Origin of the sequence: Rhodococcus sp. M8 (genome assembly GCF_015654185.1) — a bacterium.
Taxonomy (GTDB): Bacteria; Actinomycetota; Actinomycetes; order Mycobacteriales; family Mycobacteriaceae; genus Rhodococcus; species Rhodococcus aetherivorans.
In genome coordinates this window covers 140,529-159,341 of sequence record NZ_CP064065.1, presented here as the reverse complement: position 1 = coordinate 159,341, position 18,813 = coordinate 140,529, and the positions used below count along the sequence as shown (strand labels likewise).

General features: G+C 70.8%; 18 protein-coding genes. 7 read left to right on the top strand and 11 right to left on the bottom strand.

All coding sequences use genetic code 11. The features are described from left to right. Positions 1 to 41 precede the first annotated feature (41 nt). The 9 genes from ISO16_RS00730 to ISO16_RS00690 form a co-directional block, all read right to left on the bottom strand. Positions 42 to 281 (bottom strand): WhiB family transcriptional regulator, encoded by a 240-nt coding sequence (locus tag ISO16_RS00730; protein ID WP_044476011.1) that lies wholly within the window; start codon positions 279 to 281, stop codon positions 42 to 44. Between the two features lie 278 nt (positions 282 to 559). Further along, the gene (locus ISO16_RS00725; protein WP_072635041.1) at positions 560 to 1,447 is read right to left on the bottom strand and encodes a DMT family transporter; all 888 of its coding nucleotides are present in this window, start codon (positions 1,445 to 1,447) and stop codon (positions 560 to 562) included. 99 nt (positions 1,448 to 1,546) lie between these two features. Continuing rightward, positions 1,547 to 2,707, bottom strand: coding sequence for a lycopene cyclase family protein (locus tag ISO16_RS00720; RefSeq protein WP_072635040.1), 1,161 nt, complete (start codon positions 2,705 to 2,707; stop codon positions 1,547 to 1,549). A gap of 70 nt (positions 2,708 to 2,777) precedes the next feature. Beyond that, positions 2,778 to 3,785, bottom strand: coding sequence for a heme-dependent oxidative N-demethylase family protein (locus ISO16_RS00715; protein ID WP_029543122.1), 1,008 nt, complete (start codon positions 3,783 to 3,785; stop codon positions 2,778 to 2,780). Between the two features lie 23 nt (positions 3,786 to 3,808). After that, positions 3,809 to 4,285, bottom strand: a complete 477-nt coding sequence (locus ISO16_RS00710; RefSeq protein WP_006937269.1) for a dimethylamine monooxygenase subunit DmmA family protein — start codon at positions 4,283 to 4,285, stop codon at positions 3,809 to 3,811. After that, positions 4,282 to 5,289: a heme-dependent oxidative N-demethylase family protein gene (locus tag ISO16_RS00705; RefSeq protein ID WP_072635039.1), complete on the bottom strand. Its 1,008-nt coding sequence runs from the start codon at positions 5,287 to 5,289 to the stop codon at positions 4,282 to 4,284. Before ISO16_RS00705 ends, ISO16_RS00710 begins: the two co-directional genes overlap by 4 nt. Continuing rightward, the gene (locus ISO16_RS00700; RefSeq protein WP_072635038.1) at positions 5,286 to 6,281 is read right to left on the bottom strand and encodes a PDR/VanB family oxidoreductase; all 996 of its coding nucleotides are present in this window, start codon (positions 6,279 to 6,281) and stop codon (positions 5,286 to 5,288) included. The genes ISO16_RS00705 and ISO16_RS00700 overlap by 4 nt, the downstream gene beginning before the upstream one ends. Then, positions 6,281 to 6,793, bottom strand: coding sequence for a dimethylamine monooxygenase subunit DmmA family protein (locus ISO16_RS00695; RefSeq protein WP_230304459.1), 513 nt, complete (start codon positions 6,791 to 6,793; stop codon positions 6,281 to 6,283). The genes ISO16_RS00700 and ISO16_RS00695 overlap by 1 nt, the downstream gene beginning before the upstream one ends. 10 nt (positions 6,794 to 6,803) lie before the next feature. Then, a complete protein-coding gene (locus ISO16_RS00690) occupies positions 6,804 to 7,181 on the bottom strand; it encodes a cupin domain-containing protein (protein ID WP_006937276.1) in 378 nt (125 codons plus the stop codon). Positions 7,182 to 7,483: 302 nt separating this feature from the next. On the opposite strand from ISO16_RS00690, the gene glnT reads away from it, so the two are divergent. The 5 genes from glnT to ISO16_RS00665 all read left to right on the top strand — a co-directional run bounded on the left by glnT (position 7,484) and on the right by ISO16_RS00665 (position 12,719). Next, positions 7,484 to 8,860: a type III glutamate--ammonia ligase gene (gene glnT / locus ISO16_RS00685; protein WP_072635036.1), complete on the top strand. Its 1,377-nt coding sequence runs from the start codon at positions 7,484 to 7,486 to the stop codon at positions 8,858 to 8,860. Between the two features lie 56 nt (positions 8,861 to 8,916). Then, a complete protein-coding gene (locus ISO16_RS00680; protein WP_072635035.1) occupies positions 8,917 to 9,804 on the top strand; it encodes a glutamine amidotransferase in 888 nt (295 codons plus the stop codon). 44 nt (positions 9,805 to 9,848) lie between these two features. Next, the gene (locus ISO16_RS00675; protein ID WP_072635100.1) at positions 9,849 to 10,577 is read left to right on the top strand and encodes a protein glxC; all 729 of its coding nucleotides are present in this window, start codon (positions 9,849 to 9,851) and stop codon (positions 10,575 to 10,577) included. A gap of 34 nt (positions 10,578 to 10,611) precedes the next feature. Then, positions 10,612 to 11,937 (top strand): FMN-binding glutamate synthase family protein, encoded by a 1,326-nt coding sequence (locus ISO16_RS00670; protein ID WP_072635034.1) that lies wholly within the window; start codon positions 10,612 to 10,614, stop codon positions 11,935 to 11,937. Between the two features lie 134 nt (positions 11,938 to 12,071). After that, on the top strand, positions 12,072 to 12,719 hold the full coding sequence (locus ISO16_RS00665; RefSeq protein WP_029543111.1) for a helix-turn-helix domain-containing protein: 648 nt from the start codon (positions 12,072 to 12,074) through the stop codon (positions 12,717 to 12,719). A 167-nt stretch (positions 12,720 to 12,886) separates the two neighbouring features. On the opposite strand, the gene ISO16_RS00660 is transcribed toward ISO16_RS00665, so the two are convergent. Beyond that, positions 12,887 to 14,239 (bottom strand): ammonium transporter, encoded by a 1,353-nt coding sequence (locus ISO16_RS00660; protein ID WP_072635033.1) that lies wholly within the window; start codon positions 14,237 to 14,239, stop codon positions 12,887 to 12,889. Between the two features lie 239 nt (positions 14,240 to 14,478). Here ISO16_RS00660 and ISO16_RS00655 point away from each other — a divergent pair, with 239 nt between their 5' ends. Together ISO16_RS00655 and fdhD are read left to right on the top strand one after the other, a co-directional pair. Beyond that, the gene (locus ISO16_RS00655) at positions 14,479 to 16,788 is read left to right on the top strand and encodes an FdhF/YdeP family oxidoreductase (protein WP_072635032.1); all 2,310 of its coding nucleotides are present in this window, start codon (positions 14,479 to 14,481) and stop codon (positions 16,786 to 16,788) included. Next, entirely contained in the window at positions 16,788 to 17,600 is an 813-nt protein-coding gene (gene fdhD / locus ISO16_RS00650) for a formate dehydrogenase accessory sulfurtransferase FdhD (RefSeq protein WP_072635031.1), read from the top strand. The genes ISO16_RS00655 and fdhD overlap by 1 nt, the downstream gene beginning before the upstream one ends. A gap of 19 nt (positions 17,601 to 17,619) precedes the next feature. Here fdhD and ISO16_RS00645 read toward each other — a convergent pair whose 3' ends face one another. Beyond that, entirely contained in the window at positions 17,620 to 18,798 is a 1,179-nt protein-coding gene (locus tag ISO16_RS00645; protein WP_072635030.1) for a lipase family protein, read from the bottom strand. Positions 18,799 to 18,813: the final 15 nt, after the last annotated feature.

Below are 18,813 nucleotides of genomic sequence, written 5' to 3'. Positions count from 1 at the left end.
ACCCGGCACCGACCGGGGGTCGGTGCCGGGCGAAATCCGGCTCAGCTCGCGATCTTCCGTCTCCGGGACTGCACGTACTTCTCCCGCTCGGAGACCGACATCCCGCCCCACACTCCGTAGGGTTCGCCCATGGTGAGCGCGTGCTCGCGGCACTGCTCTATGACCGGGCACCGATGGCACATCTCCTTGGCCTTCGACTCTCGCTGGTACCGCGCTCGGCCCCGTTCGCCGTCGGGCGAGAAGAACACCGACGAGTCGACGCCGCGGCACAAGCCCTGCATCTGCCAGTTCCAGACATCGACGGTCGGCCGGAGCGGGTGAGGTGACAATGGCACGGGGCTCTCCTTGACAGCAGGCTCGCACGCAGTGCGAGCGGACCGGACGAAAGTCTGCGACCTTTCGCTCACTTCGATCCACGCGCCGGGACCGCCCCGAAGGGCCGATTCTCGGTTCGTCGATCTCATGGACCGGGGAGTACCCCGCGCCACCGAAATTCATGCCAACAAAGAGTGAGATTTGTCGAAGGTTCGCGAGACCGTGGGCGGCGCCGCCGGCCGGGCTATTCCCCCGGAGGACATACCTCCTGGTCGGGGGACGACGCGGCCGCGTCACCCCGCGCGAGGGCGACCGTCGCGGCCACCATCACCGCCGCCGCGGTGACCAGAACCACACTCATGGCGCGGTCCGCCTCGAGGTATTCGCCCAGGACCACGAATCCGAGCAGCGACGCCACGACCGGTTCCAGGACGGTGGTGGCGGGCAGCGACGCCCGCAGATCACCGGCCTGGAACGCCGCCTGCTGAACCGTCACCGCCCCCGCGGCGAGGAGCAGGAGCGCCCACAGTTCGGGAGCGGTGGCGAGCGGCAGCACACCGCGGGACGCGATGTCGACCACTCCCTTGGTCAGTACGGCCGAGACCCCGAACAGGGCGCCGCCCACGGCGCCGAGCAGCAGCGCCTTGCGCGCGCCGCGCACCCGCCGGGCGGCGATCAGACCGGCCGCCACCAGCGGGGCACCGACGAGACCGGTGAGCACCCAGTGCAGCGGCTCGGCCCGGGCGAGTCCCGGCCGGGGATTCCCCAGCACCACGAGCACGGCGACCGACCCCGTGAGCGCCGCCGCCCACAGCCACTCACTCCGGCCGACGCTGCGATCGGCGAGGCGGGCACCCAGTGGCAGCGCGAACAGGAGTGACAGCACCAGCAGCGGCTGCACGAGCAGCAGAGAGCCCCGGCCGAGCGCCGCGGCCTGGAAGGCGTATCCCCCGACGCCGGCGACGGTGCCCAGCCACCACACGGGGTTGCGGACGAGAGCGGTGATCGGGCCCAGCGTGCCCACGGCGTCGTCCGGCACACCGGCCGCCGTGCGTTGACGCACGACCGTACCCACCGCGATGCACAAGGCCGCGGCGATCGCCAGCAGCGCTGCGCCCACCGAGTCCGACACGCGCCCAACCCTAGGGTGAAGCGCGGTACCTCGCCGATCGAACGAGCCGGGCCCGACCGGGTCGCCCGCGGCCGGTCGCGCGGTACCACCCGGGGACGGTCAGCGGCCGGCCATCGCCCTGAGCAGCGGGGCTGCGGGCAGCGACGCGAACAGCGCCGCCTCGTCGCGCCACGTCGACTCCTCGTCGAGGAACCGCAGGATCGGCTCCGCGGAGGACCGGTCGAACAGCCCCGCGAAGGCGCGCTCGAGCACCGCGGGCCGCTCGACGACGGCCCGCAGCAGCCCCTGGTCGTACCGGGCGAACCGGGACGGAGCAGGCCGCACGTCGAAGGGATGCCCGTGCCGGGCGAGCGACTGCGCGATCGCCGCACTGTCGCACTGGATCCGCTGGTACGCATATCCGCTGCTGCCCTTGAGCATTCCGCCCGCGGCGCCGATGCGCACGATGTTGCCGCTGCGCCGCGCGGGCGGCCGCGACGCCAACGGAAGCCGTGCGGACTCGTCCGCCTCCACGATGTAGGTGTCCTCGTCCGCGCCGAGCACGGCCGCCAGGTACTCCCGGAGCGCCTCGTCGTGAGCGGCGGTGCCGACGGGCCCGCCGTCGGGGTGCGCGAAACTCGTGTGCTCGACGAGGGCGTGCCGGGTATCGGTGGGCAGCACGTACACGAAGGACGCCGCCCGGCGCTGATCGGTGCGGAAGTCGAACAGGGTGGGGACGTCGGGATCGAACAGGGGAGCTTCGGTGCGGATCCGCCACCCGCGGAAGTCCAGCCACGCATCGGGGCTCGTCCCCCGGTCGTCGGCGTCGGGGCCCCGGCCGTCGAAGACCCACTCGGGGTGCAGCTCCGTGCCGTCGGACAGGGCGACACGCGGGCGGGCCCCGTCGTGCACCTGCGTCACCCGGCCGGTGCGGAGCCCGATGTCGTCGACTCGGTCCGTAACCTCGCCGACCACCGACGCCAGGTCGGCTCCGCGGACGACGCCGTACCGGTACCGGCCGAGGCCGAGCGTGCGGGCCCGTCCGCCCGCATGGACCCGGATCCGGGCGAACCGCGCGGAGACGGCCGCGTCGAGCAGCCCGGACCGGCGGGACCAGAACGCCCAGCCGGCGTCACGGATGTCGCGGGCGCCGTCGTCGACGAGCACCACCGGGCCGGGTCGCGCCGGGACGGCGGCGAGATGGGCCGCCAGCGACAGTCCGCTCAGGCCCGCACCCAGGACGGCGATGCCGCCGTCGACCGGTCCGCTCCACGCTCGCACGCTCGCTTCTCCCCTCGCCGGAGACCCTCCCTCCGTCACCGTACCGGCCGCCGGTGAATCCGGTGCGCCACTACGCGGCCCGGGCGCGCGTCCGCTCGCGCAGCCAGGCCATCGCCGGCATGCGGTAGGAGTCGATGCCCTTGTACGCGGCGATCTCGGCGGGCAGTTCCTCGACGATGTCGGCGAGTTGCTCGGCCCACGCCGGGACCTGCGCGATCTCCTCGAGCGGTGCCATGTAGGTGCGGATGTTGAACACCAGCGCCCCCGTCATCGGCAGGCGGATCAGGTGCTCGAGTTCGATGCGCAGCTGGATGCGGCCCCAGTCGCGTTCGGCGATCAGCCGCGGCATGTCGTCCATCCACTCGGGCATCGTCTCGAGGCTGGTGTCCCGGCGCCGCGAACCGACCGCGGAGAAGGTCCAGTTCACCCGCCGGTACGGCCGCTCGGTGGTGAGGCGCCGCATGAACTGCTCGGCGCGGTCGGTCACCCCGTTCGGGGTCAGGCCGGGAACGGGCCGGTGGATCTCGTGCAGGCTCATGCCGATGTCGAACTTGACGGACCAGTCGGCGGACGACGTGACCAGCGCCGCGTCGAACCATAGGTGCCCGTCGCGCTCGGTCACCAGCAGCACGTCGTCGGGCAGCTGACACCCGATGAACACCAGCGGATGCTCCGGCAGGGTGCCCGAATCCCCCGGCACGAACCATTGATCGATTCCGAGAAGGTCGTTGCGCCAGCGGTATCCGCCATTCTCGACGTCGAGGTGCATGACGTCGGGAAACGAGGCCGCCATGTCGCGCATGTAGTAGAGCATCAGGTCCCAGCACGCCGGCGTCATGTGCGGCAGCATCTGCACGCGCCCGGGGTCGGCCTCGACGATCGAGCGACGCAACCGCATCATCTCGACGTACTCGTCGTGGCTCTTGCCCAGGTCGACGATGTGCTCGCCCCAGGCCCCGGCGGCGGTCTCGGTGCGGCGCGGCGCCGGTTCGACGTTCACGGCGTAACGGAACGTCCTGTCGCCCTCGGGGAAAGGCCACGGCAGGCAGGACAGGTCGCTGACGACGGAGGTGGTCACGAAGGTTCCTTTCCGATGGCGGGTCAGGCCACGGCGCCGAGGTAGGTGCCGTGATGTCCCGACAGATGAGGACGGATCTCGAGGTCCAGGCCGCACGAACCGCAGGCGACGACCGCCCCGGGAGCGGCGTCGACGGACTGGGTGGTGGCGCAGTGCGGACAGAACAGCGACACTCCGTCGGCGGCGGTGACGTAGGTGGTCATCTCGCACGGCAGCACGCCGGCGGTGCGCGCCGCAGCCGTCGCGGCCATCGCCTCACGCCGCGGGCCGGCGATCAGCACGCGGGCACCGGCGCGGGCCTCACGCACGAGCCGCGACACCTCGTCCGCGCTCGCGTTCGGCACCGTGGTCGCGACGCGGCCGAGGGCGAGTGCCTGCGCCGCCCAGGCCGTCACCGCGGCCCGCGCGTCGGCGCAGTCGCCGAGGCTGAACAGCAGGTGGATGCGCCCGCCCGGATCGATCGGGGGCACCGCACCGGTGACGAATCCCGAGTTCTTCACGGCCGCACACCTCCGAACTCGCGCAACCACTTCAGACCGGGTTCGCGGGTGCGCGTGATGCCCTTGTAGTCGGCCATGTCCTCGGGCAGTTCCTCGAGCACCCGGTAGAGCCGGTCGGCCCATTCCGGCACCAGCGAGATCTCCTCGAAGGGCAGCAGGTAGGTGCGGATGAGGAACATGATCGCGCCGGACGCGCCGAGCCGGATCAGGTGCTGCACCTCGACCCGCAGGTGCAGGCGCCGGCCGACGTCGTCGAGCGGGCCCTCGGCGAGCAGGCGCCGATCGCGTCCCCATTCGGGATACGTCTCGGTGGCCGTGTCGAGCCGGCGGTCCACGGTGAGGGTCCAGTTGGTGCGCCGATACCGTTGCCCGGCGTGCAGTCCCATGAGGAAGGACTGGGCGCGGGTAATCACCCCTTCGGTGTGGATGCGGGGCACGGGACCGTGGATCTGCAGGAAGCTCATCCCGACGTCGAAGCGCAGCGACCAGTCCGCGGCGAACGTCACCAGGCCCGCGTCACCCCACAGGGCGCCGTCGCGCTGATCGAGCAGCACGACGTCCTCCTGGATCTGCCGGCCGATGTACAGCAGCGGCGGCTCGGGCAGGGTGGCGGACTGCCCGTAGACGAACGCCTGCTCGAGGTCGAGGGCGCGGTTGCTCCACCGCCAGACGGTGCCGTCACGGTCGAGCACGAACGTCTGCGGGTACGCCTCGGCCAGCATCTTCATGAGGGTGAGCATCGCGTCCCACTGCGCGACCTCCATGTGCCCGAGCGCCTGGAAGCGGCTCGGGTCGGCGTCGAGCACGCGCCGTCGTTCGGCGAGTTCGTCGAGAAGGAAGCCGTCCATGTCGACCGGGTGCTCGCCCCAGCCGCCGGCCGCCGTGTCCGCGCGGGTCCCGGCCGGCTCGACGTTGGTGCTGTACCGGTAGGTGTCCCGCGGGAAGGGGAACGGGAACCGCGCGACGCGTTCCGGGAGCACCTCGAATTCGGTTGCGGCAGTCACAGGTCCAGCTCCAATCGCTCGCCGCCGGCGCGGGAGACGCACGGCATCATGCAGTCGCCGGCGTGCTTCTCCGCGTCGGTCAGGTACAGGTCGCGGTGCTCGATCGCGCCGTCCGCCACCGGGATCCGGCACTCGCCACACACCCCCTGCCGGCACAGGTTGGGCACCGGTACCCCGCGCGCCTCGAGCGCTTCGAGCAGGCTCACGCCGGAGTTCACGGCGATGTCGACCCCGGTGCGGCGCAGATACGCGGTGAACGGGGTTCCGGGCTCGAGGTCGCCGACACCGAAGTGCTCGTAGTGGATGCGGGCGTCCGGCCAGCCCACGCCGCGGGCGCGACGGGTGAGTTCGTCGATGAGACCGGAGGGCCCGCACACGTACAGGTGGGTGCCGAGCGGCTGATCGAGCAGGGCCGGGCCGAGTGCGGCCCAGAACTCTTCGGGGGTGTGGTAGGTGTGCAGGCGGTCTCCGCACAGTTCGCGCAACTCGCCGAGGTGCGGGCCGTCGCCCTCGCGGAAGGTGTAGTGGACCTCGAAGGAGCGGCCCCACTGAGCGGCGGCGCGGGCGTGCGAGAGGATGGGTGTGACGCCGATACCGCCGGCCACGAGCATGTGGTGACGCGCGGTGAGGATCGGCGCGAAGGCACTTCGGGGCCTGCTGACCTCCACGACGTCCCCGACCTCGAGGGCGTGGATCCAGCGGGAGCCGCCCCGGCCGGTCTCGTCGAGCCGCACGGAGATCGAGTAGCTCTGCGGTTCGAGCTCCGGACCGGTCAGGGAGTAGGAGTTGCGGCGGGGCCGGCCGTCGTCGTGGGCGCCGCAGGAGAGCACGACGTGGCTGCCCGGGGTGAACGACGGCAGCGGCGCACCGGTGGGGTCGGCGAACCGCACGTGCCGCACTCCGGTGGCGACGGTGGCCACCTCGGCGACGGTGAGGGCGAGGGTCGCGTCGCTGCGCCGGACGGCCGTTCCGGCATCGGATACGAGGGTCATCAGCTTTCCTCCGCGTCGAGCTGGTAGCCGAGATATGCGCCGTGGTGGCGCGAAACATGGTGGTACACGACGAGTTCCGCCGAACACGCGGGGCACGTGCTGGTCTGCCCGATCGCGGCGGTGGCATCGTGAGTGTGTCCGCAGTGGGCGCAGTACACCGTGCGCGTGTCCGTGGTCAGCACCTCGGGCAGGATCTCGTCGTCGAGCGCCCCCGCGGCGACGGCCACGGCCCGGGCGGCGAGGACGGCGGCCTCGTCGCCCACCAGCACGAGCCGCCAGCCGACGCGGGCCGCGGAGAGCTGGCGCTGCAGCACCTCCGCGGCCGCGTCGCCCCAGGTGGCGGGCGCCCGTAGCCAGCTCACTCGCCGGCCTTCGAAGGAGGTCACCAGGCGGCGGGCGTGGTCGGTGGCGGCGTCGCCGAACGACAGGACGGTGACCGTCCTGCCGCCGTCGGCCACGGTCCGCTCCTCGTCCCAGCGCGGCACGCTGGTGGTCTCCATACAGACGCTCATGGCCGGATCCTTACGGCGCGAACGTGCGCTGGCCGACGTAGAACGCCAGGGCGCCGTGGGGGGTGGTGAAGCGGATCCGCGAGCCCTTGGGGAAGAAGATCGCGTCCTTGGCGCGGGCGATCTCGACCTGGCCGGTATCCAGGTTCTCCAGGCGGAACTCCCCTTCGAGGACGACCTTCATCTCGTCGTACTCGTACAGGTAGTCCAGCGGGGCGTCGGTGTGCGCGAGCTTGAAGTAGCCCGCGGCCATCTCCGACCCCTCGGGGTTGGGATAGACGTCGTCGATGAAGCCCTCGGTGCCCGGGAATTCCTCGGTGGACATCTGGGGCAGGGTCTTCCAGAAGTCGGCGGTGACGCGGAATGCGGGAACCGTGGTGGTTTCTGCCATGAGTGCTCCTAGGAACGAGGCCGGCTGCACCGGCCGTGGGCGGGGAGGACGGAACGTCGATCGCTGACGTGAAACAGACAGTAATGAGATGAAACGCACCGACGGTTGCCAACGCGTTAACGCGTGTAACCGAATCCTCTCAGCGTCAGGAACATTCGTTTCTCCCCCGAGCGGCGCGGGCCGAGCCGGACCGTCACCACAAACTCACGGCGGCGTAACACGCCCGTCATGCATGCTATGTTTCATTGCATTCGACAGCGATTCACCTTATGAAACTTCGCAGCCGAACCCCAGGAGTCCCCATGACGCTCGAAGCCACCGACCTCCCCGTGATGCGTCTGCCCTCCACGGACGCCCCCGCCGATGCCGCCGGCTCCGCCGATCTCGCCGCACTCGCCCGCGCCACCGACACCCGCTTCATCCTCGCGGTGTTCACCAACCTCGCCGGCAAGCCCTGCGCCAAGCTCGTCCCGGTCGAGGCGGTCGACGAGCTGCAGTCCGACGGGGTCGGCTTCGCGGGCTACGCCGCCGGAGCCATGGGTCAGGTCCCCAAGGATCCCGACCTCGTCGCCATCCCGGATCCCACCTCCTTCACGCCGATCCCGTTCGTGCGCCCGGGCCTTGCGCTGGTGCACTGCGATCCCCACGTCGAGGGCAAGCCCTGGCCCTACGCCCCGCGGGTGATCCTGAAGGAGGTTCTCGGCAAGGCGGCCGAACGGGGCCTGTCCGTCAAGGTCGGCGCCGAGATCGAGTACTTCCTCGTCCAGCGCGACGAGGACGGGACGCTGCGCACCGCCGACGTGCTCGACACCTCCCGGCAGCCCTGCTACGACGCCCGTGACGTCACCCGCATGTACGAGCACCTGACCTCGATCTCCGCGGCGATGAACTCCCTCGGCTGGGGCAACTACGCCAACGACCACGAGGACGGCAACGGGCAGTTCGAGCAGAACTTCCAGTACGCCGACGCGATGACCACCGCCGACCGCGTCGTCACCCTGCGCTACCTGATCTCGGTGCTCGCCGAGCAGCGCGGCATGACCGCGACCTTCATGCCCAAGCCGTTCGCCGACCGCACCGGCTCGGGCATGCACATGCACCTGTCGCTGTGGCGGGAGGACGGCTCCGCCTTCCCCGACGCCGAGGACCCCCGCGGTCTCGGCCTGTCCGAGACCGCCTACGCGTTCATCGCCGGCATCCTCGACCATGCCTGCGCCCTGCAGGGCGTGATCGCCCCGACCGTCAACTCCTACAAGCGGACCGGCGCCACCGCGACCAGCTCCGGCGCGACGTGGTCGCCGCGGCACGCCACCTACGGCGGCAACGACCGCACCCACTACCTCCGCGTTCCGGACGGCAACCGCGTCGAGCTGCGCGGCGGGGACGGCTCCGCCAACCCCTACCTCGCTGCCGCCGCGACCGTCGCGGCGGGCCTCGACGGCATCGACCGCAAGCTCGATCCCGGCGCACCCGGCGGCACCCCGAACTCGGAGACGCTGCCGATGACCCTGCTGCACGCGATGGACGCGCTCGCCGCCGACCCCGTCGTCACCGGCGCCCTCGACGCCGCCGGCCCGGGCGTCGCCGAGTACTTCGCCTCCCTGAAGCGGGAGGAGTTCTTCCACTGGCACAACACCGTGACCTCGTGGGAGATCGACAGCTACCTGACCGCCTTCTGACCCGTTCGGTCCGAACGGGCCACCGCGAACGACGACCTGTAAAGGAGAGACGACCCATGTGCGGAATCGTCGGGCTTCACCTGCGTGACGCCTCCCTCGCCCCCCGGCTGGGTGGCCTGCTGACCGGCATGCTCGGCCAGATGGTCGACCGGGGACCGGATTCGGCCGGAGTCGCCCTCTACGGCGACCCCACCTTCTCCCCCGCCGGCCACGCGTCGGTGTCCCTGCTCGGCGCCGCCCCGGACGTCGCCGCCACCGCCGGTGCCGCACTCGGCGTGACCGTGACCGCGATCGACCTGCCCCCCACCACCGTGCTCCACGCGCCGGTCCCGGCCCAGTTGCTCGCCGACACCGTCCGCGCCGTCGACCCCGGCGCAACGATCATCGGCTTCGGCGGCGACGTGACCGTCCTCAAGGGCATGGGCGATCCGGTGTCGCTGGCCGAGCGCTTCGGGATCCCGGCCGCCTCCGGCTGGCAGGGCGTCGGCCACACCCGCATGGCCACCGAATCGGCCGTCACCGCCGCCGGCTCGCACCCGTTCGCCGTCGGCCCGGACCAGTGCCTGGTGCACAACGGCTCGTTCTCCAACCACCTGTCGGTCAAGCGCGAACTCGAGGCCGAGGGTGTGGCATTCGACAGCGAGAACGACACCGAGGTCGGGGCACGGTTCGTCGCCAAGCACCTCGCCGAGGGCGCCGACCTGGAGAAGGCCCTGCGTCTGCTCGGGGAGCGCTTCGACGGGTTCTACACCCTCCTCGTGTCGACGTCCGACTCGTTCGCCGTCGTACGCGACCCGATCGCCTGCAAGCCGGCGATCGTCGCCGAGACCGACGCGTACGTCGCGATGGCCTCCGAGTTCCGGGCCCTCGCCGGCCTGCCCGGCATCGCGGACGCTCACATCTTCGAGCCCGAGCCGGAGCGGGTCTACGTATGGCACCGCTGACCAGCACCGACGCTTCCCCCATCTCTTCGACGCCGGAGACGCCCATGACCACCGAGACGCTGCGCACCGACACACTGCCCACCGACACGCTCCCCGCCACGGCGACGTACGACCTGGACGTCACCACCACGCGCGAACTGAACGCCGCACTGCAGGCCACCGAGGCCCCAGCCGCGGTGACCGTGACCAATCCCCAGGGCAAGCACGCCCTCGCGTGCGGGCTCGACCGGCCGATCGATGTGCGCATCGAAGGCCACGTCGGCTACTACGCCGCCGGGATGAACAAGCATGCGACCGTCACCGTCGCGGGCAACGCCGGGGTCGGGGTCGCCGAGAACATGATGTCGGGCACCGTGCGCGTCACCGGGGACGCCTCCCAGTCCGCCGGCGCCACGGCCCACGGCGGGCTGCTGGTGATCGAGGGCAATGCCGCCGCCCGCTGCGGCATCTCCATGAAGGGCGTCGACATCGTCGTCGGCGGCAGCATCGGCCACATGAGCGCCTTCATGGGACAGGCCGGACGGCTCGTCGTCCTCGGCGACGCCGGCGAGGCCCTCGGAGATTCGTTGTACGAGGCGCGCATCTACGTCCGCGGCACCGTCGCCTCCCTCGGTGCGGACTGCGTCAAGAAGGAGATGCGGCCCGAGCACCTCGAGGAACTGCGCGAACTCCTCCGGGCGGCCGGCTTCGACGCCGACCCCGCCGAGTTCACCCGCTACGGCTCCGCCCGCGGGCTCTACCACTTCCACGTCGACAACGCCTCGGCGTACTGATCGCACCGCCCGCACCGCATCCCAGGAGACTCCCATGACCTTCCAGCCCGGACTTCGTGAGTCGGCCACCTTCGACCGCAACGTCATCCACGAGATCCAGCGTGCCGCCGAGACCGGCATCTACGACATCCGCGGATGGGGCGCCAAGCGCAAGCTTCCGCACTTCGACGACCTGCTGTTCCTCGGCGCGTCGATGTCGCGGTACCCGCTCGAGGGTTACCGCGAGAAGTGCGAGACCGACGTGGTCCTCGGCGACCGGCACGCGAAGTACCCGCTGCACCTCGACATCCCGGTCACCATCGCCGGCATGAGCTTCGGGGCGCTGTCCGGGCGGGCGAAGGAGGCTCTCGGGCGCGGCGCCAGCGAGGTCGGCACGTCCACCACCACCGGCGACGGCGGCATGACGCCGGAGGAACGCGGTCAGTCCAAGCACCTCGTCTACCAGTACCTGCCGTCGCGCTACGGGATGAACCCCGACGACCTGCGCAAGGCCGACGCGATCGAGGTCGTCCTCGGCCAGGGCGCCAAGCCCGGCGGCGGCGGCATGCTGCTCGGGCAGAAGATCACCGAGCGCGTCGCCGGAATGCGCACCCTGCCCGTCGGTATCGACCAGCGCAGCGCGTGCCGGCACCCCGACTGGACCGGCCCGGACGACCTCGCCGTCAAGATCATCGAACTGCGCGAGATCACCGGGTGGGAGAAGCCGATCTACGTCAAGGTCGGCGCGACCCGCACCTACTACGACGTCAAGCTCGCCGTGAAGGCCGGTGCCGACGTCGTCGTGGTCGACGGCATGCAGGGTGGCACGGCCGCCACGCAGGACGTGTTCATCGAGCACGTCGGCATTCCCACCCTCGCCGCGATCCCCCAGGCCGTGCAGGCGCTGCAGGAGATGGGAATGCACCGCACCCCCGGTGGCGTGCAGCTCGTCGTCTCCGGCGGCATCCGGTCCGGCGCCGACGTCGCCAAGGCCATGGCCCTCGGCGCGGACGCCGTCGCCATCGGCACCGCGGCGCTGATCGCGTTGGGCGACAACAACCCCCGGTACCAGGCGGAGTACGAGAGGCTCGGCTCGGCCGCCGGGTTCTACGACGACTTCCAGGACGGCAAGGACCCCGCCGGCATCACCACGCAGGATCCGGACCTGCAGGCCCGGTTCGATCCGGTCGAGGGCGGCCGCCGCCTCGCGAACTACCTGCGCGTGCTCACCATGGAGGCCCAGACCATCGCACGCGCCTGCGGCAAGTCGCACCTGCGCAACCTCGAGCCGCAGGACCTCGTGGCCCTGACCATCGAGTCGGCCGCCATGGCGCGGGTGCCACTGGCCGGCACCAACTGGGTGCCCGGCCAGGGCTTCTGAGCCGCTGCCCGCCTTCCACCGAGCGAATGTGCCTTACCGTCGGCCTGTCCGACGGTAAGGCACATTCGCTCGTTCCGTGTGCCTGCCCGTCGCACGATCGTCCACTGTCGGGAAACAGCACGTACAGTGAGGACATGAGCAGCCCCGAGCGCCCCGTACTGCACGACGCGCCGGGCCGGGAGGTCCCGCGGGACACCCCGACCGGGGTGGACCTGGAACGCGCCATCGCACAGGAGGTCCGCAAGTTGCGGATCGCCAGCGGGCTCTCCGTGGGCGACATGGCCGCGAAGGTGGGCATCTCCAAGGCGATGCTGTCGAAGATCGAGAACGCCCAGACGTCGTGCAGCCTCTCGACCCTCGCCCGCCTGGCCGCAGGTCTCGACGTACCGGTGACGTCGCTGTTCCGCGGCGCCGACGCGCAGCGCGAGGCGGTGTTCGTCAAGGCCGGCCAGGGCGCGGAGATCGTCGGCCGCGGCACCCGCGTCGGGCACCACTACGAGTTGCTCGGCACGCTGCGGGGCCAGCACAAGCGGCTCGAGCCCGTGCTGGTGACGCTCACCGACGCGAGCGAGGTCTTCCCGCTGTTCCAGCATCCGGGGACCGAGCTGCTCTACATGCTCGAGGGCGAGATGGTCTACGGGCACGGCGAATCCGAGTACCGGCTCCAACCCGGCGACGCCCTGCTGCTCGACGGCGAGGGCATCCACGGGCCGAACGAGCTCGTCACCCTGCCCATCCGGTTCCTCGCGGTCACCGCGTACCCGGACAAACACCAGGACTGATCCCGCTCTCCACCACGAGCGGGGGGGTTTCCGCGTCGAGAGGGACACCGCCGCGGTGCATCGCGGGTGCAGGCAGCGGCAACTGCCCCCTCGTCGCGAGAATCTCCCGCTCGACGACGAACGAGGCCCCCGCGGTAGCGGGGGCCTCACCCGTTGTCGGTCCTCGGTCAGAGCTTCTCGGCTGCCGCCCTGGACGTGAGTGCCGTCGCCGCCTCCGCGACCGACGCCGCCTCCGTACGGGACGTGCCGGTGAAGCCCACCGCGTCGAGCACGTAGGCGGTCTCGCCGTGCACGACGACGTCGAGACCCTCGTACTCGGCCTCCGGATCGACGCGCAGGCCCATCACCAGGTCGAGACCCTTGGCGATGATCCAGGTGACGACGAAGGAGTAGGCCAGCACCGCGAGCACCGCGACGGTCTGGGTGCCGAGCAGGCCGATTCCGCCGCCGTAGAACAGCCCGGCCGCGCCGCTGGGAGCCTCCGGCACCGCCAGGAAACCGATGAGCAGCGTGCCGAGGACACCGCCGACGAGGTGGATGCCGACGACGTCGAGAGCGTCGTCGTAGCCCAGGCGGAACTTCAGCGAGATCGCGAAGCAGCACAGCGCACCGGCCAGGGCACCGACGACCAGTGCGCCGAGCGGCGAGACGGCACCGCAGGCCGGGGTGATCGCGACGAGCGCGGCGATGAGGCCGGACGCGGCGCCGAGGGTCGTGGCGTGACCCTCCCGCAGCTTCTCGACGATCAGCCAGCCACAGATGCCGGCGCACGACGCGGCGATGGTGTTGAGCACGACGACCGAGGCGTTGTTGTCCGCGGCGAGCGCGGAACCGCCGTTGAACCCGAACCAGCCGAAGAACAGGATGCCGGCACCGAGAACGGTCAGCGGAAGGCTGTGCGGGCGGGGCGGATTCAGGAACGAACGCCGCTTGCCCAGGACGATGATGACCGCGAGGGCCGCGATGCCGGCGTTGATGTGCACGGCGGTGCCGCCGGCGAAGTCGACCGCACCGAGGGTGTTGGCGATCCAGCCGCCGACGACGGACCCGTCCTCGGAGTCGAACGCGAAGACCCAGTGCGCGACGGGGAAGTACACCAGCACCGCCCACAGCCCGGCGAACACCATCCAGGCCGAGAACTTCATGCGGTCGGCAAGGGCGCCGCACACGAGGGCGACCGTGATGCCCGCGAACAAGAGCTGGAATCCGGCTATCAGCGCCGGCGGGAGTCCCGGTTCGGCCGGCGCCTCGAGCAGCTGGCCGAGCCCGAGATACTCGAGGGGGTTGCCGAGCAGTCCGGCACCGCCGAGCGAGTTTCCGAGCACCGCCGAGTAGCCGAACAGAACCCACAGAACTCCGACGAGCGCGAAGCCCGCGAACGTCATCATGATCATGTTGAGCGTGCTGCGGACGCTCACCATGCCGCCGTAGAACAGCGCCAGCCCGGGAACCATCAGCGAGACCGCCGTGAAGGCCGCGAGGATCCAGGCGGTGTCGGCGGCAGCGATTGCCTCTTCCATAGGTGTCCACCTTGTTCAGTCCCGAGGGATCGCCCCTCGTACGTGTCGCGGTGACTGTCTTATGTTGTTAATCACCGTCATCTGAGAGTGAACCCAGTGTGTAATCTGCGTGGGAGCCGCCGGTGAACTTCGTGTAACGGCGGCTCGCCTCCGGTACTGCCCACCGCCGAGCGCTCGCTCGGGGGCGACCGGTAGCGTTCGAACTGGTATGCGCATCGCTCGCGGGTGAGGATGGACACATGACTCGACACGGTCCGCTGCACGACATCGTGGAATCCGACCTCGAGGTCACCGGACCCAAGGACCACGCCGCCGGTGTCCCGGCGGTCCTGGTGTCGCTGAAACGCGCCTACGAGCAGATGGGCGTGGTCCGCACGGCGGCCACGCTGCCACGGCTCAACCAGCGGCACGGTTTCGACTGCCCGGGGTGCGCCTGGCCCGAGACGCCCGGCCACCGCAAGCCCGCGGAGTTCTGCGAGAACGGCGCCAAGGCCGTCGCCGAGGAAGCCACCCTACGGACGGTCACGCCCGAGTTCTTCGCCCGTCACTCCGTCGCGGAACTGTCGGAGAAGACCGGCTACTGGCTCGGGCAGCAGGGCCGCCTGACCCATCCGATGGTCCTCCGCCCCGGCGCGACCCACTACACCCCCATCGACTGGGACGACGCGTACCGACTGATCGCCGACCACCTGCGTGCGCTCCCCACCCCGGACCACGCCGTCTTCTACACGTCGGGCCGCACCAGCAACGAGGCCGCGTTCCTCTACCAGCTGCTGATCCGCAGCTACGGCACCAACAACATGCCGGACTGCTCCAACATGTGCCACGAGTCCTCCGGCAGCGCGCTCGTCGAGACCATCGGAATCGGCAAGGGCTCGGTGTCGGTGCCAGACCTCGAGCACGCGGACCTCATCCTCGTCGCCGGTCAGAACCCGGGCACCAACCATCCGCGCATGCTCTCCACCCTGGTGAAGGCCAAGGAGAACGGGGCCAAGATCATCGCGATCAACCCGCTCCCCGAGGCGGGGCTGCTCCGGTTCAAGGACCCGCAGCGCGTCGACGGCGTGCTCGGCCACGGCACGGACATCGCCGACGAATTCCTGCAGATCCGCCTCGGTGGCGACATGGCGCTGTTCCAGGGGCTCGGCAGGCTGCTGTTCGAGGCGGAGGACGCCGCGCCCGGCACCGTGATCGACCGGGCCTTCGTCGAGGCCCACTGCGCCGGCTTCGACGACTACGAGCGGCATGTCCGCGCGGTCGACCTCGGCACCGTCCTCGAGGCCACCGGGCTGAGCGAGGCGCAGCTGCGGTCCACCGCCCGGGACCTGGCCACCTCCCAACGCACCGTGGCGTGCTGGGCGATGGGCCTGACTCAGCACACCCATGCCGTCGCCACCATCGCCGAGGCGGTCAACCTGCTGCTGCTGCGCGGGATGATCGGCAAGCCCGGAGCCGGGGTCTGCCCGGTGCGGGGGCATTCGAACGTGCAGGGTGACCGGACGATGGGCATCTGGGAGAAGATGCCCGAGTCCTTCCTCGCCGCGCTGGACCTCGAGTTCGGGATCACGAGCCCGCGCAGGCACGGGTACGACACCGTCGAGGCGATCCGCGCGATGCGCGACGGCCGAGCGAGCTTCTTCATGGCGATGGGCGGCAACTTCGTCGCCGCAACCCCGGACACCCACGCCACCGAGGAGGCGTTGCGCCGCTGCGAGCTGACCGTGCAGATCTCGACCAAGCTCAACCGCAGCCATCTCGTGCACGGGCGCACAGCGCTGATCCTGCCCACCCTCGGACGCACCGACCTCGACATCCAGGAGAGCGGCAAACAGCTTGTTTCCGTGGAGGATTCGATGTCCATGGTGCACCTGTCGCGGGGCCGGTTGCAGCCGGTCGGCGACCAGCTGCACAGCGAGGTCGCGATCGTCTGCCGGCTCGCCCGCGAGCTGTTCGGCCCCGACCATCCGGTCCGCTGGTCGGCGTTCGAGGGCAACTACGACCTGATCCGCGACTCGATCGGGCGGGTCGTGCCCGGCTGCGAGGACTACAACACCAAGGTCCGCCGGCGCGACGGGTTCCAGTTGCCGCACCCGCCCCGCGACAACCGCGAATTCCGCACGCACACCGGCAAGGCCAATTTCAGCGTCAACGACCTGGTGTGGGTGCCCACTCCCCCGGGCCGGCTCGTGCTGCAGACGCTGCGCAGCCACGATCAGTACAACACCACCATCTACGGGCTCGACGACCGCTACCGCGGCGTGAAGAACGGCCGCAAGGTCGTGTTCGTCCACACGGACGACATCGCCGAACTCGGATTCGCCGACGGCGACCTCGTCGACATCGTGTCCGAGTGGCCCGCCGACGGCGCGGTGCAGGAGCGTCGCGTCCGCGACTTCCGGATCATCGCGTACAACACCCCGCGCGGCAACGCGGCCGCCTACTACCCGGAGACCAATCCGCTGATCCCCCTCGACCACGTCGCGACGAAGTCGAACACCCCGGTCTCCAAGGCGATCGTCGTCCGACTCGAGCAGGCCGGGGCCGACTGATGGGGCGGGTCACCGCGCGCCGGCCCGTCCTGCGGATCACCGCGGACGGGCAGGCACGCCGACTGGACAGCCTCGCGGTGGAGGAACCGCTGGAGATCCGCCTCAACGGCCGCGCCCTGACGGTCACGATGCGCACCCCGGGCCACGACGTGGAACTCGCCCACGGATTCCTGCTCGCCGAGGGGATCGTCGGCGGCCGCGAGGACGTCTCCGTGGTGCGCTACTGCGACGGCGTCGACGACAGCGGCGCCAACACCTACAACGTGCTCGACGTCCACCTCGCGCCGGGGATCTCCGTTCCCGACGGTGCGGGCGCCCGCAACTTCCTCACCAGCTCAGCGTGCGGGGTGTGCGGGAAGGAGTCCCTCGACCGGATCCGCGGGCGCACCCGGTTCCCGCTGACCGACGGCTTCGTGGTCTCCGCCCGCGCGCTGGCCTCGATGCCACCACGAATGCGGCAGCGGCAGAAGGTTTTCCAGAGCACGGGGGGCTTGCACGCCGCAGCGCTGTTCACCCCCGACGGCACCCTGCTGGCGTTGCGGGAGGACGTGGGCCGGCACAACGCGGTCGACAAGGTGCTCGGCTGGGCACTGACCGAGAACCGGGTCCCGTTGCCGGACACCGTCCTCGTCGTCAGCGGGCGGGCCTCCTTCGAGCTGGTGCAGAAGGCCGTGATGGCCGGCGTCCCGGCGCTCGGAGCGGTGTCGGCCCCCTCGTCGCTGGCGGTCGATCTCGCCGCGGAGTCCGGCCTGACCCTGGTCGGTTTCCTCCGCGGCGACTCGATGAACGTCTACACCGGATCCGTCGTATGAGCGGGGGCCCGGGAACGGCTCAGCTGCAGTCCTGTTCGGGCGCGTCGCCCGAGCGGACCCCGTCGACGAAGGCCCGCACATCGTCGTGGGAGGCCTCGAGCACGCCGCGGTGGTCGGCACCGTCGTAGACCCGGTAGGCAAGGGGGGAACCGTTGCCGCACAGGGTCTTCGTCACCTCGTCGGTGACCTGCCGGGCCACGAGCACGTCCGCGGTGCCCTGCACGACGAGGGTCGGCACCGAGAGGGCGAGCTGCTCGAGTTCCTGCGTGGCGAAGTACTCGGTCAGGCGCCCGACGTCCGCACCGGGCGCGAACACCTGGTCCACGGGAACGGTCGCGGCCATCTTGCGCACGTCGTCCATGCACCCGGTGCGCGCCGCCGCGAGCAGCGGACGGGACGCGTCCGTGAGCATCGCGTCGGCGGGCACCTCGGGGTCGGCGGCCTCGGCGCCGAGCAACAGGACGGGCAGGAAGGTCAGGGCCTGCGCGATCCCCGGGCCCCCGGTTGCGAAGTAGGCGGCGGTCTCGCTCGTCCGGCTTCCCGGCGCGAACGCTACCGCGCCCTGCAGTTCCAGTTCAGGGGCGCGCTCCGCGCCCTGGGCAGCGGTGAACAGGGCCGCATGCCCGCCCTGGCTGTGCCCCATCACCGTCCACCGGTTTCCGATGCCGGGCTCGGCCTCGCGTGCGGCACGCACGATGTCGACGACCGTGTTCGCGGCGCTGTCGCCGTTCATGTAGGGATGTCCGCCCGGCGTTCCGAGGCCCTCGTAGTCGGTCTGGACCACGGCGTAGCCGTCGGCGACCCACCGATCGAGCATCGCGGTGGTCCGCGAGAGGTAGCTGTGGGCGGGTCCCCCGACCGTGTCGGCCGAGGGCGCGCAGGCATCTCCGACACCCGTCGTGCCGTGCGCCCAGCTGATCACCGGCCATCCTCCGCCGGGGGCGTCGCCGCGCGGGATCGCGACGGTGCCCGACACGAGGATCGGGCGTCCCGTGGCGTCCTCCGAGAGGTAGGTGATCAGTTCCGTGCGCGCCGCGCTGGGCAGCGCCGCCGCGCTCGTCAGCGGCCGGGTGCTGATCAGCGCGCCGGGGGAACGCTCGGCAGCGGGGGCCGGTTCGGAATCCGCGCAGGCCGTGGCGGCCAGCACCGAGGTGACCGCGAGCGCCACGAGGACGCTCCGGGAGGAGAGATGACCCATGGAATCCTCCGTTAA